This window comes from Mucilaginibacter sp., from assembly GCF_965200995.1.
Classification (GTDB): Bacteria; Bacteroidota; Bacteroidia; order Sphingobacteriales; family Sphingobacteriaceae; genus Mucilaginibacter.
Genome location: NZ_OZ241743.1, coordinates 1332431 through 1347138 on the forward strand (window position 1 = coordinate 1332431; position 14708 = coordinate 1347138).

14 protein-coding genes and 1 tRNA gene are annotated in these 14708 nt (G+C 47.7%); 10 read left to right on the top strand and 5 right to left on the bottom strand.

Features of this window, described 5'->3' with window-relative positions; all coding sequences use genetic code 11:
- Window positions 1-51 precede the first annotated feature (51 nt).
- Window positions 52-1215: a glycoside hydrolase family 76 protein gene (locus ACY652_RS06350; RefSeq protein ID WP_462267196.1), complete on the top strand. Its 1164-nt coding sequence runs from the start codon at window positions 52-54 to the stop codon at window positions 1213-1215.
- Window positions 1216-1311: 96 nt separating this feature from the next.
- A complete protein-coding gene (locus ACY652_RS06355) occupies window positions 1312-2397 on the top strand; it encodes a glycoside hydrolase family 76 protein (protein WP_462267197.1) in 1086 nt (361 codons plus the stop codon).
- Window positions 2398-2728: 331 nt separating this feature from the next.
- On the opposite strand, the gene ACY652_RS06360 is transcribed toward ACY652_RS06355, so the two are convergent.
- The 3 genes from ACY652_RS06360 to ACY652_RS06370 all read right to left on the bottom strand — a co-directional run bounded on the left by ACY652_RS06360 (window position 2729) and on the right by ACY652_RS06370 (window position 4213).
- Entirely contained in the window at window positions 2729-3004 is a 276-nt protein-coding gene (locus ACY652_RS06360; RefSeq protein WP_462267198.1) for a transposase, read from the bottom strand.
- Window positions 3005-3368: 364 nt separating this feature from the next.
- On the bottom strand, window positions 3369-3887 hold the full coding sequence (locus ACY652_RS06365; protein WP_462267199.1) for a hypothetical protein: 519 nt from the start codon (window positions 3885-3887) through the stop codon (window positions 3369-3371).
- A 254-nt stretch (window positions 3888-4141) separates the two neighbouring features.
- A tRNA-Glu gene (locus tag ACY652_RS06370) sits at window positions 4142-4213 on the bottom strand.
- A gap of 216 nt (window positions 4214-4429) precedes the next feature.
- Between ACY652_RS06370 and ACY652_RS06375 the strand changes: the two genes are divergently transcribed.
- The 6 genes from ACY652_RS06375 to egtD all read left to right on the top strand — a co-directional run bounded on the left by ACY652_RS06375 (window position 4430) and on the right by egtD (window position 10923).
- A complete protein-coding gene (locus tag ACY652_RS06375) occupies window positions 4430-4711 on the top strand; it encodes a DUF427 domain-containing protein (RefSeq protein WP_462267200.1) in 282 nt (93 codons plus the stop codon).
- Window positions 4704-6098: a mercuric reductase gene (locus tag ACY652_RS06380; protein ID WP_462267201.1), complete on the top strand. Its 1395-nt coding sequence runs from the start codon at window positions 4704-4706 to the stop codon at window positions 6096-6098. The genes ACY652_RS06375 and ACY652_RS06380 overlap by 8 nt, the downstream gene beginning before the upstream one ends.
- 9 nt (window positions 6099-6107) lie before the next feature.
- Window positions 6108-7064, top strand: a complete 957-nt coding sequence (locus ACY652_RS06385; RefSeq protein ID WP_462267202.1) for an ABC transporter ATP-binding protein — start codon at window positions 6108-6110, stop codon at window positions 7062-7064.
- Window positions 7061-8635, top strand: a complete 1575-nt coding sequence (locus tag ACY652_RS06390) for an ABC transporter permease/substrate-binding protein (RefSeq protein ID WP_462267203.1) — start codon at window positions 7061-7063, stop codon at window positions 8633-8635. Before ACY652_RS06385 ends, ACY652_RS06390 begins: the two co-directional genes overlap by 4 nt.
- Window positions 8635-9780, top strand: coding sequence for an ergothioneine biosynthesis protein EgtB (gene egtB, locus ACY652_RS06395; protein ID WP_462267204.1), 1146 nt, complete (start codon window positions 8635-8637; stop codon window positions 9778-9780). The genes ACY652_RS06390 and egtB overlap by 1 nt, the downstream gene beginning before the upstream one ends.
- Window positions 9781-9951: 171 nt before the next feature.
- Window positions 9952-10923: an L-histidine N(alpha)-methyltransferase gene (egtD, locus tag ACY652_RS06400; protein ID WP_462267205.1), complete on the top strand. Its 972-nt coding sequence runs from the start codon at window positions 9952-9954 to the stop codon at window positions 10921-10923.
- Between the two features lie 202 nt (window positions 10924-11125).
- Here egtD and ACY652_RS06405 read toward each other — a convergent pair whose 3' ends face one another.
- Window positions 11126-11578, bottom strand: a complete 453-nt coding sequence (locus ACY652_RS06405) for a hypothetical protein (RefSeq protein ID WP_462267206.1) — start codon at window positions 11576-11578, stop codon at window positions 11126-11128.
- Between the two features lie 172 nt (window positions 11579-11750).
- Here ACY652_RS06405 and ACY652_RS06410 point away from each other — a divergent pair, with 172 nt between their 5' ends.
- Window positions 11751-12665, top strand: coding sequence for a DnaJ C-terminal domain-containing protein (locus ACY652_RS06410; protein WP_462267207.1), 915 nt, complete (start codon window positions 11751-11753; stop codon window positions 12663-12665).
- Window positions 12666-12677: 12 nt separating this feature from the next.
- Window positions 12678-12968, top strand: a complete 291-nt coding sequence (locus ACY652_RS06415) for a chaperone modulator CbpM (protein WP_462267208.1) — start codon at window positions 12678-12680, stop codon at window positions 12966-12968.
- A 133-nt stretch (window positions 12969-13101) separates the two neighbouring features.
- Here ACY652_RS06415 and ACY652_RS06420 read toward each other — a convergent pair whose 3' ends face one another.
- Window positions 13102-14646: a Do family serine endopeptidase gene (locus ACY652_RS06420; protein WP_462267209.1), complete on the bottom strand. Its 1545-nt coding sequence runs from the start codon at window positions 14644-14646 to the stop codon at window positions 13102-13104.
- Window positions 14647-14708 lie beyond the last annotated feature (62 nt).

Consider the following 14708-nt stretch of genomic DNA (forward strand, 5'->3'; position numbering starts at 1 on the left):
CTGCCCGGCAAGGTGCTTAACCACTTTGCCGGGCTTAACTAACGCATCTTTATGAAAATTAAACTTCATTATATCACCAAGGCTGCAACTGTGGCTTTTATACCGCTACTGCTTAGCTCCTGCCTTAAGGATAAAGCGACTCCGCTTTTTCCCAATCAGCCGGCATCGGCACCAGTGGACTATACATTCGCCGCAACGGCTGATTCACTGCAAACCGCCACTTATAATGCTTATTTATCATCAAACGGCAACTATTTCGTACAGAACAATGCGGGTAATACCACTTACAATTACTGGCCGCAAGCGCACATGCTGGATGCCCTGACGGATGCATTCATCAGAACCAAGAATGCGGTATATCAGCAGCGTATGAAATCATTGCTCACCGGTACGCGCACCACCAATGGGGGCAAGTACCCAAATGAGTTTTATGATGATATGGAATGGCTGGCCTTAGCCAGTTTGCGCGCCTTTGAAGCTACCAATGATAATGATTATCTGGATGCTGCCAATACTTTGTGGACCGACATCAAAACCGGGGTGAATACCAATCAGGGTGGCGGTGTTGCCTGGCGTAAATCGCAGTTGGATTACAAAAACACGCCTGCCAATGCACCGGCGATTATTTTTGCCTGCCGCCTGTATCGCCTGCGTAATGATGCAGCTAACCTTACCTTAGCCCGAAGCCTGTACACCTGGATGAAGTCGAAACTGGTTGATGCTTCTACCGGTATCATCTATGATGGCATTAATGCGAAAGGTGATGGTGCGCTGGACAAGAATAAGTTTACTTATAACCAGGGCGTATATATGGGCGCTGCACTGGAATTGTACAACGTAACCAAAGAGTCGGCCTACCTGGATGATGCGGTGAAAAATGCCAACGCCGTTATTAATGATACCGATCTGGCTCCGGGCGGCATCCTGAAATCAGAAGGGCAGGGTGATGGCGGCTTATTTAAGGGCATATTGGTGCGTTACCTTACCTTGCTGGCACAAAACCCTGATGTAAGCGGAACCAACAGCAATAATTACCTTAATTTTTTGAAAAACAACGCCCAAACGCTGTATAGTAAAGGCATATCACGCCCGGCACTGCTGGTAAGCCCTGACTGGAAAACACAGCCATCAGGCACCATTGATTTAACTACACAGATCAGCGGGTTAACCACAATGGAAGCTGCGGCTGCTTTAAAGGCTGCCGGCAAGATCTGATTTGCTATTATACCATTTACTTTTCACCGGGACATTCAGCAGGCCGCTTTCGGGCGGCCTGCTTTTTATAGTGTGTTTGAATAACAATCTGCCTTTATGAAAAATACCTTTTTAAGTTTATTAACCGTAGTTCTGCTACTGGGTACAGCTTTTGGGCAAGCTTTGCCTGCTTATCCCGAGCGCATCCAGCGGCTGAATACAGCCCTGAATGCAAGGCTGAAAGATACCAAAACCGGCCTGTACTTTGAAACAACCGACAGTGCGAAGAATGAAAACCTGCACTCCTGGCTGTGGCCGCTGTGTGCGTTGGTACAAGCCGCCAATGAGATGGAAACCCTGCAACCGGGCAGCCATTACATGAAACCTGTTGAGCAGGCCATTGAGCAGTATTACAGCAATGCAGCCCCGGTACCGGCATACCAGGATTATGTAACCCACGAGCGGAAAAGCAGCCGCTTTTATGATGATAATGAATGGATAGCCATTACTTACCTGGATGCTTACAAGCGCACGCACCAAAAGCGTTATCTGGATGTTTCTAAAATGATTTACCGTTTTATTGAAAGCGGAACAGATACGGTAGCTGGCGGCGGCGTTTATTGGAAAGAAGGTGACAAGACCACCAAGAACACCTGCTCGAACGGGCCGGCCATACTGGTAGCCCTGCAACTGTATACCATTACCAAACAACCTGCCTATCTGAACAATGCCCTTGCCCTGTATAAATGGACGAACCGCTACCTGCAGGCGCCCGAAGGTATTTATTATGATAATATTAAAGTGCCATCAATGAAGATTGGCAGGGCATTTTATACCTACAATACCGGCACTATGCTGCAGGCCAATGCGCTTCTCTATCGCATTACCAAAAACAAGCTGTACCTTACCGAGGCACAGCGTATTGCGAAAGCAGGCAAAGCCCGCTTCTTTGTGAACGGACGGCTGCCCGGCGGCGAATACTGGTTTAATGCCGTAATGCTGAGGGGTTACGAAGAATTATATAATATAGACCACAACCGCGAATGGATTGACTTTTATATAGCTGATGGTGATGCCATTTGGAACAAAGAGCGCAGTGAGCAGGATTTGGTAAGTGCCAAACCCCTAAAGCGATTGATTGACCAAGCCGCCATGATGGAGATTTACGCCCGTTTGCAGCGGCTTACAAACGCACATAAATGATTTTGCACAGTAAGTTCCCTCAAACAATCGATTGCCTTGAATAATGTATAACGTAAAACAAAAGTCACTAATTTAAACATAATGTTGTTTTTACCACTAAACTTTATAAATGGGTAATGTCTCAGAGCATGTTTAAATTTGATTGAGCATAATCTTGCGATAATGATAGTAATAAAGGCAAGTTGCAGAAAAGAGACAGCAGCGGCAGCCGTTCTCTAATCATCTTTGCTTAATCTGCGGCAGAAGTTCAGCCACCCGAAGGAGCGTTCCACCTGCCACCTGCCTTTTTGCGGCACGAAGCCCTGTGCTGGTTCGGGCTTTTGGGAGATGTTTATCTGCCAGCGGTACACCTCAAAGCTGCCCCGGTAGGCACCTTAGGCAGCAAGCCGGCCTTGGTCCACTTGCGAAAGTAGTAGTACACCAGCTGCCAGTACGGATAGCTCCTGTCCAGGTTACGCCACTGGCAGCCTGTGCGGGTCAGCCACAAAATGGCATTCATCACCAGCCGCATACTGCATTTCCTTTTATGCATTTGTCCGTGCCCGTCTAACTCTTTTTCTATAACTTGCCACTGTGAATCGGTCAGCTCTCTGAATTGAGTTGACATTGTTAGTCTGGTTTTGTAGTGATTACTTTTCTGACAAAACCGATTCACTCTTTGTTAATTTCCGTTACCCCGAAATTTAAACATGCGCTAAGTAAGATGAATGACATGCTCAAATGTTAGTTCAATGACTCAACGAGCTCTTTTCGGTCAATAATTGATCAATTTATTAAGGCGGAAATTTCAGTTATTTATTTGGTTGCAAAAGCCCTCGTTAAAATATTTTAATAAAATTTCAATCCTCTGCGTTCAATCGATTCAATCTATCGCACAGTCCTGAAACGGATGCCTTCGTAAAAATTATAATATTGACAATCAGAGCAGTATATTACTTTTGGATTCCTTCCTAATGCAGAATATAAGTGTCTTAGTGTAGAAATAACATAGGGGGGGGGGGGGGGTGAAAGGGGATGCCGCACAGATCGGCAATCTCCTTGAGGTAAGCATTCATCTTCTGGTTGCTTAGCACCGGCAGCAGCAGGCCCGTGTTCTCATATTGCGGGTGATCTTGGTATCTGCTTAAGATGTGCTGTGCGGCTGGCAGTAACGGCACCTCCATCAGCAGGCACTGCTTTTCAGCCTTACCACCGAACGCATTGCGCAGGTTTTCGGCGGTGATCGCCTTCCCTGAGCTAATAAGCGACTGGTGGGCTTGCTGTACTTTAGCCAGCAGCGTATCGAGGTAGGCGTTGAGCGTTTTGGTGTTTTCCTTGCTGCCGCTGCCCCGGCCTGTTTTGCTGTTCCAGCGGGCAGGGTCGATCTCCCGCCCGGCGGCGGTTTCGGCACGTTTGCCTGCTACGGTAAGGCGCAGGTAGATGGGCACAGGGCCACTGGTGTAGTGCTTTGGTTTTTTCAGGTAGAAAAGTAAGCTGTAATTCGTTTTCATCTTTGCAAGCCATTAAATGGGTGAAACAAATGTAGGCTTGCAATCAAAGGGCATCAAGATGTTCAGCTGGTGAGCAGGCTGATAGTCAGCACACTAATGCGAATCCGGTGAGTAGTTTTATTCCCCTTTTCGACTCACCGGATCACGAACCTAAATGATGCGGAATGGTGTGGAATATGGGAGTCCAGTGGAAAGACAAAAGCCTGCAAACGTTTGATTTGCAGGCTTTTGTCGCAGTTTGATATTGATTCTTGTAGCCCGTAGGGGAATCGAACCCCTGTTTCTAGAATGAAAATCTAACGTCCTAACCCCTAGACGAACGGGCCTTGTAGCTGGCCGAACCATTATATAAAAATATCAACTATTTCGTTTCTGTTTCGGGATTGCAAAAATAGAAATTTTTAGAGCTTTATAAAATTTAATTAAATTTTTTTGCCGGTAAGTCATTTCGCAGCGTGGTGAAGTGGTTTAATCCCGATGAAACAAAAGTGCTGATTTGCATATTAAACAGTTGCAATATTTTTTGCCCTTGCCTGATATATATGAAAGCCATTTGGAACCATCAGATTATTGCGGAAAGCAATGATACCATTGTAGTAGAGAACAATCATTATTTTCCGCCCGGCAGCCTGCAGCACGGGTTGCTGAAACCGTCTGCCACACATAGCACCTGCCCCTGGAAAGGTGAGGCGTCTTATTATACCATTGAGGTTAACGGCCAGGCCAATAAAGATGCCGCCTGGTATTACCCTGCCCCTAAAACAGCCGCAGCGCAAATAAAGGATTACGTAGCCTTCTGGAAAGGGGTACAAATCAGTGAGTAACCCGATTGTGTTTGATGCCATTATCATTGGTTCAGGGCAGGCAGGCAATCCGCTGGCCCGTAAACTGGCTAAAGCCGGTAAAAAAACTGCTGTAATTGAAAAGCGCCTGGTGGGAGGCACCTGTGTAAACGATGGCTGTACGCCTACCAAAACCATGGTGGCCTCGGCAAAGGCCGCTTACATGGCGCAGCATTCGGCCGAACTGGGCGTACCGGTAAGCGGTTACCAGGTTGATATGGCTGCCATTAAAAAGCGTAAGGATGATATTGTAGAACATTCGCGCAGCGGCAACCAGGAGGATCTGGAAAGCACCGAAAACCTGGAGCTGATTTTTGGTGAAGCTGCATTTACCGGCCCCAAAACCGTTAATGTAAAATTGAAAGATGGCGGCCAGCAGGCGTTGCAGGCGGAGCAGATTTTTATTAACGCCGGTACCCAAACCTTAATACCCGAAATTGAAGGATTGGACAAGATTGATTACCTCACCTCCACCACTATTTTGGACCTGGAAACGGTGCCCGGGCACATCCTTGTAATCGGCGGTAATTATATCGGGCTGGAGTTCAGCCAAATGTTCAGGAGGTTTGGCAGCCGGATTACCCTGCTGGAGAAAGGAAAGCGCATTATGGCCCGCGAGGATGATGATGTGGCGGCCGAGATTCAAAAGTTTCTGGAAGCGGAGAACATTACTATTTTAAGTAATGCTGAAACACAAAAGTTTGAAAAGGCAGCCGGCGGAAAGATTAATGCCGCAGTAAAAGTAAACGGCGAGGTACAGCAAATCACTTGCTCGCACGTACTGATTGCCATTGGCCGGGAACCGCAAACCAAGGCCTTGAATTTGGAAGCTGCCGGTATTGAAACTGATGAGAAAGGCTTTATTAAGGTGAATGATAAGCTGGAAACCAATGTACCCGGCATTTATGCACTGGGCGACATTAAAGGCGGACCGGCTTTTACTCATATTGCCTATAATGATTATACCATTGTGTACCGCAATTTGCTCGAAGGTGCAGAGTTGTCCATCAAAGGTCGGCCTGTGCCCTACTGCATGTTCACCGATCCGCAATTGGGCCGGGTAGGTATTACAGAAGCAGAAGCAAAAAAGAAGGGCCTCAATATTAAGGTAGCCGTACTACCGATGACTAAAGTGGCGCGGGCGCGGGAAACCGGCGATACCCGCGGGCTCATGAAGGCGGTGGTAGATGCTGATACCAAACAGATTTTAGGAGCAGCGATATTAGGTGAGGAAGGCGGCGAAATTATGTCGGTACTGGAAATGGCCATGGAAGGCGGCATTACGTATGACCGCATCCGGTATTGCATTTTTGCACATCCTACCTATACCGAATCCTTAAACAACCTGTTTATGCAGATTGAAGATTAGCTTTACAGCATGATTAAAGCGGAGCACCTGGTGAAGCAATATGGCAGCACCAAAGCGGTTAACGATATCAGCTTTGAGGTGGCCGAACAGGAGAACCTGATCTTGCTGGGCACCAGCGGCTGCGGCAAAACCACCACGCTAAAAATGCTGAACCGGCTGATTGAGCCGGACAGCGGCAACATTACCATCAATGGCAAAGCTATTGGCAGCCAGCCACCCGAAGAATTGCGGCGCAGCATTGGCTATGTGCTGCAGAACAACGGCCTGTTTCCGCATTACACGGTGGCCGAGAATATTAGTGTGGTGCCCAGGCTTTTAAAATGGGACGACCAAAAGGCGCAAAGCCGCATGGCCGAACTATTGGAAAAGCTGCACTTGCCTGCCGATTTCCTGAACAAATATCCCGGCCAGCTTAGCGGCGGACAGCAGCAGCGGGTAGGCCTGGCACGGGCTTTAATGGCTGATGCCCCGGTGCTGCTAATGGATGAACCCTTTGGGGCATTAGATACCATTACCCGTTCAAAAATTCAGCAGGAATTTAAGCAACTGGATGAACTGAAGCGCAAAACCATTGTAATGGTAACCCACGATGTGCAGGAAGCCTTTGAACTGGCCGACCGCATTTGCCTGATGGATGAAGGCCGCATTGTACAAACCGGTACCCCTGCCGAACTGCTTTTTAAACCCGCTATCCCATTTGTAAAGGACTTTTTGCAGGCGCAGCGGCTACAGTTGGAATTTAAGGCCATTAAGCTGAACGATATCTGGGCCCATCTGCCCGATGGCGATACCGATAACCGCCCTGCCCTGCCAGCGCAGCAAAGTGTTTGGGCGGCCCTCGAACAATTGAAGGAAAGCGGCACAGGTACCCTGCAAATTGAAAACGAACAGCATCAGAAAAAAACCGTAACTTTTGAGCAGCTAATATCTGCCTTTCATCAATATCAAATTCAGCATCCGGCATGAGTGAGCCGCAACAAAGCCTGTTTCAGTTTATGTACCAGGAGCGCGATAAACTGGCCGTGCAAACGCTGGAGCATATAGGCCTTACCTTTATTTCCCTTTTACTGGCGGTTATTGTCGGCCTGCCTTTAGGCATCTGGATTGCCCGGCGCAGAAAATTTTCCGGCACGGTGCTGGGTATAGCAGGTGTGCTGCAAACCATACCGAGCATCGCTCTATTGGGCTTTATGATACCGCTGCTGGGCATTGGGGCCAAACCGGCTATTGTGGCCTTATTCCTGTATGCCCTGCTGCCCATCATCCGCAATACCTACACCGGCATTACAGGTATTGATGGTACCATTAAAGAGGCAGCCATAGCCATGGGCATGACGGCCCGGCAGGTGCTTACCCGCGTAGAATTACCATTGGCTATGCCGGTCATATTAGCCGGCATACGCACTGCAACCGTAATTAACGTGGGCGTGGCTACCCTGGCTTCTTACATTGCCGCAGGCGGTTTGGGCGAGTTCATCTTCGGCGGCATCTCGCTTAATAATACCAACATGATTTTGGCCGGGGCTATTCCGGCAGCCTGCCTGGCGGTATTGTTCGACTTCCTGCTTTCGCGGCTGCAAAAGCTGAACATTAAAAAGCTGAAACCTGCGCTGTATACATTCGGTATAGCCACACTTATATTGTGCACCTTCTACCTTGTTCCTTCTGCCTACGGCAGCAAGCTAACCGCCGGCTTTACGCCCGAGTTTATGGGCAGGCAGGACGGCGACCTGGGCCTGCGGAACAAATATCACCTGAACATCCATACCATCGTGATTAACGATGCCGTGATGTACAAAGCCGCTTACGAAAAGCAGCTGGATGTGATCAGCGGCTACTCCACCGACGGGCGGCTGAAGGCTTATCATTTAACCGTATTGCAGGATGATAAATATATCTTTCCGCCCTATTATGCAGCCCCCATTATCAACGAAGAAGCCTTAAAACGCTTTCCTGATTTGGAAAGAACGCTGAACCTGCTGGCCGGGCAGATCACCGATTCGGCCATGACGGAGATGAACTACCGGACGGACTACCTGCACCAGTCGCCCGAGCGGGTGGCTAAGGATTTTTTGGTGGCGCATCATTTATACAAACCCAGCCGTAACGGCAATGCCGGTACGGTGCGCATCGGCTCTAAGATATTTGGCGAGCAGTACATTCTGGCCGGCATATACAGTATGCTGATCAAGGGATATACTAATTACAATACCGTAGCTAAAACCGGGCTGGGCGGCACTAAAATCTGTTTTGATGCCTTAACCAACAAGCAGATCGACTTTTACCCTGAGTACACCGGCACCGGCTTACTGGTACTACTACAGCCGGATGCCCCAACCGTTGAACGCCTGACACATGATAAGAATGCCACTTATCAGTATGTTAAAACCGCTTTTACAAAGCAGTATCACATCCGCTGGCTAAAACCTATTGGCTTTAATAATTCGTATGCTTTAATGATGCGGCAGCAGCAGGCAAATACGCTGGGCATCAAAACAATTTCCAATCTCAGGCAGTTTTTGAATAAGAAATCGTAATGACTTTATTAGAAAAATACCTCACCGTGCGTAAGCGCTCGGAAAATATATGCAGCCCCCTGCAAACCGAAGATTATGTGGTGCAGCCGGTAGCGGATGTAAGTCCGCCCAAGTGGCACATCGGGCACACTACCTGGTTTTTCGAAACCTTTATCCTGAAGCCTTATTTTATGGGCTATCAGGAATACAATGCGGAATATAACTATGTGTTTAACAGCTATTACGAAACAGTAGGCGCCCGTGTTATCCGTACCGACCGGGGCAACCTGAGCCGCCCGACGGTTGCCGATGTCTATCGCTACCGCGAGTATGTGGATGAAGCGATAGGTAAGTTTTTATGCAGCCCGCCATCTCCCAAAGTTGAGGAACTGTTTGTTTTAGGCTTATACCATGAGGAGCAGCACCAAGAACTGCTGATGACGGATATTAAGTACATCCTCGGCCACAACCCATTGTTTCCGGCTTACAAGCATGATTATGTTTCGCCGAAAGCAGAGCAAGGCGAAGGTTTTGTAAATATACCCGAAGGTATATATGAAATTGGCTTTACCGGCGAAGGTTTTCATTTTGATAATGAGCTGAACCGGCATAAGGTTTATCTGAATGCCTATGAAATCAGCCGCAGCCTGGTTACCAATGCGGAGTATTCGGAATTTATCAATGCCGGCGGTTACCAGGATTTCAGGTACTGGCATGCCGAGGCATGGGACTGGGTGAACAAAAACCAGGTAACATCGCCCCTGTACTGGCATTTAATTGACGAAGCCTGGCATAATTATACCTATACCGGCCTGCAACCTTTAAATGATAATGATCCGGTACAGCACATCAGCTATTATGAGGCTTATGCCTATGCCTCGTGGAAAGGTATGCGCCTGCCTACCGAGTTTGAATGGGAAGCCGCAGCAACGCAATTCAGCTGGGGCAAAAGCTGGGAGTGGACGGAGAGCGCCTATCTGCCCTACCCCGGTTTCAGCAAGGCGCCGGGCGCCATAGGCGAGTATAACGGCAAGTTTATGGTGAACCAAAAGGTATTACGCGGCGCCTCGGAAGTTACTCCGCCCAACCATAGCCGTATTACCTACCGTAACTTTTTTCACCCGCACCTGCGCTGGCAGTTTACGGGCGTACGTTTGGCTAAATAATTCAATTATTAATATGATTTATACAAACTTTTAACTTCGTGCGTCATTGCGAGGAAGGGGCGCCATCTTTCAACGCCTTGATAGTGTAAGGTGAAGAGAGATGGCGCCCGTTCCTGGCAATGAAGTGTTTTGTATTAGTTTTAAAGTTTTTAACATCTACCTGTTACCATAATGAACACCGAAACCTTGAATCATACTATCCAGAACACCCAATTTTATAAAGATGTAATTGCCGGCCTGCAGGCATCGCCCAAGCACCTGCAATCCAAATATTTTTATGATGCCACAGGCGATAAGCTGTTTCAGCAGATTATGGATTGCCCCGAATATTACCCAACCAATTGCGAACTGGAAATATTTACGCAGCAAACCCGCGAGATATGCGCGTCCGTCATAGCTGATGGCAGTCCTTTCGATTTGATAGAGTTAGGGGCCGGGGATGCTACAAAATCTACTCACCTGCTGCGCTACCTGCTACAGCAAAAGGCAAAGTTTACCTACATGCCTATTGATATTTCGGCCAACACCATCACTTATTTAAACGCAGCCCTGCCGGCGGCCCTGCCCGGACTCGAAATTAATGGACTGAACGGTGATTACTTTGATATGCTGAAGAAGGCGGCACAACTGTCTGACCGCCGCAAGGTAGTGCTGTTCCTGGGTTCTAATGTGGGCAACATGCCGGTAGCCGAAGCTGAAGCTTTTTGCCGGGAACTCAGAAGCCACCTTTCCACAGGCGACCGGGTGCTGATTGGTGTAGATTTAAAAAAGAACCCGAAAACCATATTGGCCGCTTATAACGATAAACAGGGCATTACCCGCCAGTTTAACCTTAACCTGCTTACCCGCATGAACCGGGAGTTGAATGCCGATTTTGACTTAGATCAATTTGAGCATTACCCTGCTTATGATCCTGCAACCGGCTCCTGCAATAGTTACCTCATCAGCCTGCAGCAACAGGAAGTGCATATAGGCGATACTACTATTCATTTTGAGCAGGATGAATATATCTTTATGGAAGTATCGCAAAAGTACAGCCTTAAGGATGTAAAGGCGCTGGGTACTGAAGCCGGCTTTGAAACCACCGCCTGCTTTATCGACAGCCGCCACTGGTTTACGGATGCTATCTGGCAAGCGATATAAGGACTGCTTCTTTTAAGCGTGTTTAGCTACCTGCCCTCCCTCGGGAGGCCAGAGAGGGGTCTCTGCACCCATGATATAATTTGGGGCCTCCTTTTTGCTTAACCGGCGTATACCCCCCTATCTTCCAAAAGGAGAGACTATTAATTGCCGGCTTACGCATTACTCCCTGCGGTCGAGGCGGCCTTTAGCCGCTTACAAACCACTAAAAAATCTTGTGGTCATACAGCAACAGATACAGCCAGGTAAAGATAAATACCAGTGAAATTACCACTGGCGATACCCGTTGAAAGCTACGGTCAAATTTATTGCCGTTAAGCATAGGGTAAGGTTTTTCACCGGAACTGCCGTTAGTGGCTTCTTTGTAATTTAACCTTAGTTTACGCAGGTATATCAGCCCTGCAAACACGTCAATAAACGTAAATATGGCCACAATGAGGGCAGCTATGGGGAAAATAATAGCCAGCATTTTTTGCTTTTCCATCAACTGCGGGGTGGGCGCTTTGGCAGTTACCAGCATGGCATACACATTAAAAAAGAACGACTGGCCGATAGACAGCCATATCACACGGCTGTTGATGGCATTATCATAATGCTCAATCTGGCCGCGGGTTACCTTATATAGTTCTGAAACAGGAGGATATTCTTGGTCGGGCATCTTATCTTAAACTGTTGAATTAAAATTTTATTATCAGTGTAAATAACACCCTATGTGTACGCCTGTTTTATATTTAACCTGTATAATTTGCTGTTAATTAACAGATCATTAGATTTTTACAACTATCTCTGCCAGATGGTTGTTAACACTGCAGTAAAGAGATTAAACCCTTATGGCCTTTATAGATTATTACGAAGTTTTAGGCGTAGGCAAGAGTGCGCCGGATAAGGATATTAAGAGCGCCTACCGTAAGCTGGCACGCAAATATCATCCGGACCTGAACCCTGATGATGCGGAAGCCAACAAAAAATTTCAGCAGGTAAACGAAGCCAACGAGGTATTAAGCGACTCTGAAAAGCGCAAAAAATATGACCAGTACGGCGAGCACTGGCAGCATGGCGAAGCTTATGAGCAGGCACAACGGCAGCAGCAAAGCCAGCAATACAGCGGCGGCCCCGGCGGCGGTTACGCTAATGAATCTTATGGCGATGCCGGTGGCGATTTCTCCGATTTCTTTCAATCCATGTTTGGTGGCATGGGTGGCGGCGGAAGCCGCGGCGGCAGGCAGGCCCGTTACCGGGGCCAGGATTTTAATGCCGAACTTCAGCTCAGTTTACAGCAGGCATCAGAAACCCACAAGCAAACGTTAACCGTAAACGGCAAGAACATTCGTATTAACATACCCGCAGGAGTAGAAAACGGGCAAACCATTAAAATAGCAGGGCATGGCGGCCCCGGTGCCAACAACGGCCCTGCCGGTGATTTATATATCACCTTCACTATTGCCGAAGATGCCCGTTTTAAACGCAGCGGAAATGATTTATATCGTACGGTGCCGATTGATTTATATACTGCCATACTGGGCGGAGAGTTAACCATAGATACCCTTAACGGGCAGGTAAAACTTAAGGTAAAACCCGAAACACCCAATAACAGTAAAGTAAAGCTGAAAGGCAAAGGCTTCCCGGTGTATAAAAGGGATAATGAATTTGGGGATTTGTATTTAACCTATGACGTACAGCTGCCTACCCAACTTACTGATGAGCAAAAAGAGCTGTTTAAGCAACTGGCTGCCTTACCATCATAATATTTTAAAGCTATGGAAAACGAACAATTTGTAGCTGCACAAGAGTTTTGCGGCTACCATCAGATCGAATATACTTTTATCAGCTCATTAAATGAGGCGGGTCTGTTGCAGGTAACCACCATCAATCAAACCACCATGATTCCGCATCATGAATTACCACGGCTGGAGCGCATGGTGCGTTTACACCAGGATTTGGATATAAATTTAGCGGGTATCGAAGCCATCAGCCATTTGCTTGACCGTATGCAAACGCTGCAGCAAGACGTGAGGCAACTGCGCAGCAAACTTAGCATTTACGAGTAAAGCCGCCTTATAGCTGCCCTTTTCAATAAGGCAGGTGCAAAAGCACTATGCCTGTTGCTGAACAGGTATGCCTATCCAACAAAAATGCCCGGCATATATACGTGCCGGGCATTTTATAAGAATTCTTTTGAGCTTATCTTACATCAAAAGTACTGTTAAACCGGGTACCATCCGGGTAGTAGCCCTGCAGAATAATCTGGCCATTGTACAGGTTGGTAATGGCTTTATCAATATCAGCGGTACTATTTACCGGCTGCTTGTTAATATTGGTAATTACGGTGCCTACCGGTATTTCGGTATCATCAAAAAATCCGCCCTGGCGCACCTGCGTTACCACCACGCCCGAATTAACATGGAACTTGGCTTTTTGAGCCGGCGTAAGCGGCTGGAAACCTGCACCCAGTTTATTGTACAGCTCTTCTGCTGATTTTGATACAGCAGCAGTACGGTTAGCTAAGGCAGCATCGGCATGCAGGGTAACGTTTACAGTCTTTTCTGCACCACCGCGCAGGTAAGTCAGGCTGATTTTGTCGCCTGGCTGCAAGCGGCCCACACGCTCCTGTAAATCTGATGACTCATTAACGGTGTTCCCTTCAACCTTGGTAATAATGTCGCCAGTCTTAATTCCAGCCTGCGCAGCGCCGCTGCCTGCAATTACATCGTTAACAAACAAGCCCGAACCTCTGTCGCTTTTCACGGCAGCAGCCTGGTCAGGGTCGCTTAAATCACTAAAGCTCACGCCTACATAACCACGTTTCACCGAACCAAAATGCTCAATATCATTCAGTACCTTTTTGGCCAGGTTAATCGGGATGGCAAAGCCGTAACCTTCATAAGAACCAGTGTGCGAAGCAATAGCGGAGTTGATACCTACCAGCTCGCCGCGGGTATTTACCAGCGCCCCGCCACTGTTGCCGGGGTTAATAGCCGCATCGGTTTGAATAAACGATTCAATGGCACGATTTACACGCGGTGCGGCATTCTGAGTACGGTTGAAAGGATTTTCCTCCTCATCGCTGCGGCCAATTAAATTTAGGCCACGGCCTTTGGCACTCACAATACCGGCAGTAACGGTAGAAGTTAAGTTAAAAGGGTTACCTACTGCCAGCACCCACTCACCTACCCGTACATCATCAGAGTTACCTAATTTAACAATAGGTAAGTTAGTGGCTGTAATTTTAATTAAGGCCAAATCGGTGTTTGGATCAGTACCAATTACTTTGGCTTTAAAATGGCGGTGATCATTCATGGTTACATCAATATCACTGGCTTTCTCCACCACGTGGTTATTGGTAACAATATAACCATCGGTAGAAATAATTACGCCTGAGCCCGAAGCGCGTTGCGGGGTACGCTGCTGAGGGCGGCTGCGCTGCCCGAACATTTCGCCAAACAAATCCTCAAACGGATCGCGGCGGCTGTCGCTGCCCTGTGAAGAAGATGAATAGGTAGTACGGATGTATACTACCGCCGGAGTTACCGCGGCGGCAGCCTGGGTAAAATCTTCGGTACCTGCCGATGAGGTAACGGCCGGCATCCGGTTGCTTGCAAAGTAAGCACCCTGGCGCTGCTCAAAGGTCATATTATCGGCTTCCTTCTTCTCGAAAACCTTATATGTGCCCAGCGCCATGGCACCGCCCACAAATGCGGTTAATAACGTTAAACCAATCTTTCTCATATTATAATTTTCCTTGTTTACTTGTTTGTACTTTAATTAGTCAAATTTAATACCATATAGAC

What these genes read in the sequence shown, in the direction of transcription:
- ACY652_RS06350 (WP_462267196.1), top strand. Translation starts at nt 52, where the DNA reads ATGAAAATTAAACTTCATTATATCACCAAGGCTGCAACTGTGGCTTTT.
- egtB (WP_462267204.1), top strand. Translation starts at nt 8,635, where the DNA reads ATGACTTTATTAGAAAAATACCTCACCGTGCGTAAGCGCTCGGAAAAT.
- ACY652_RS06390 (WP_462267203.1), top strand. Translation starts at nt 7,061, where the DNA reads ATGAGTGAGCCGCAACAAAGCCTGTTTCAGTTTATGTACCAGGAGCGC.
- ACY652_RS06405 (WP_462267206.1), bottom strand. Translation starts at nt 11,578, where the DNA reads ATGCCCGACCAAGAATATCCTCCTGTTTCAGAACTATATAAGGTAACC.
- ACY652_RS06360 (WP_462267198.1), bottom strand. Translation starts at nt 3,004, where the DNA reads ATGTCAACTCAATTCAGAGAGCTGACCGATTCACAGTGGCAAGTTATA.
- egtD (WP_462267205.1), top strand. Translation starts at nt 9,952, where the DNA reads ATGAACACCGAAACCTTGAATCATACTATCCAGAACACCCAATTTTAT.
- ACY652_RS06375 (WP_462267200.1), top strand. Translation starts at nt 4,430, where the DNA reads ATGAAAGCCATTTGGAACCATCAGATTATTGCGGAAAGCAATGATACC.
- ACY652_RS06365 (WP_462267199.1), bottom strand. Translation starts at nt 3,887, where the DNA reads ATGAAAACGAATTACAGCTTACTTTTCTACCTGAAAAAACCAAAGCAC.
- ACY652_RS06410 (WP_462267207.1), top strand. Translation starts at nt 11,751, where the DNA reads ATGGCCTTTATAGATTATTACGAAGTTTTAGGCGTAGGCAAGAGTGCG.
- ACY652_RS06355 (WP_462267197.1), top strand. Translation starts at nt 1,312, where the DNA reads ATGAAAAATACCTTTTTAAGTTTATTAACCGTAGTTCTGCTACTGGGT.
- ACY652_RS06415 (WP_462267208.1), top strand. Translation starts at nt 12,678, where the DNA reads ATGGAAAACGAACAATTTGTAGCTGCACAAGAGTTTTGCGGCTACCAT.
- ACY652_RS06420 (WP_462267209.1), bottom strand. Translation starts at nt 14,646, where the DNA reads ATGAGAAAGATTGGTTTAACGTTATTAACCGCATTTGTGGGCGGTGCC.
- ACY652_RS06385 (WP_462267202.1), top strand. Translation starts at nt 6,108, where the DNA reads ATGATTAAAGCGGAGCACCTGGTGAAGCAATATGGCAGCACCAAAGCG.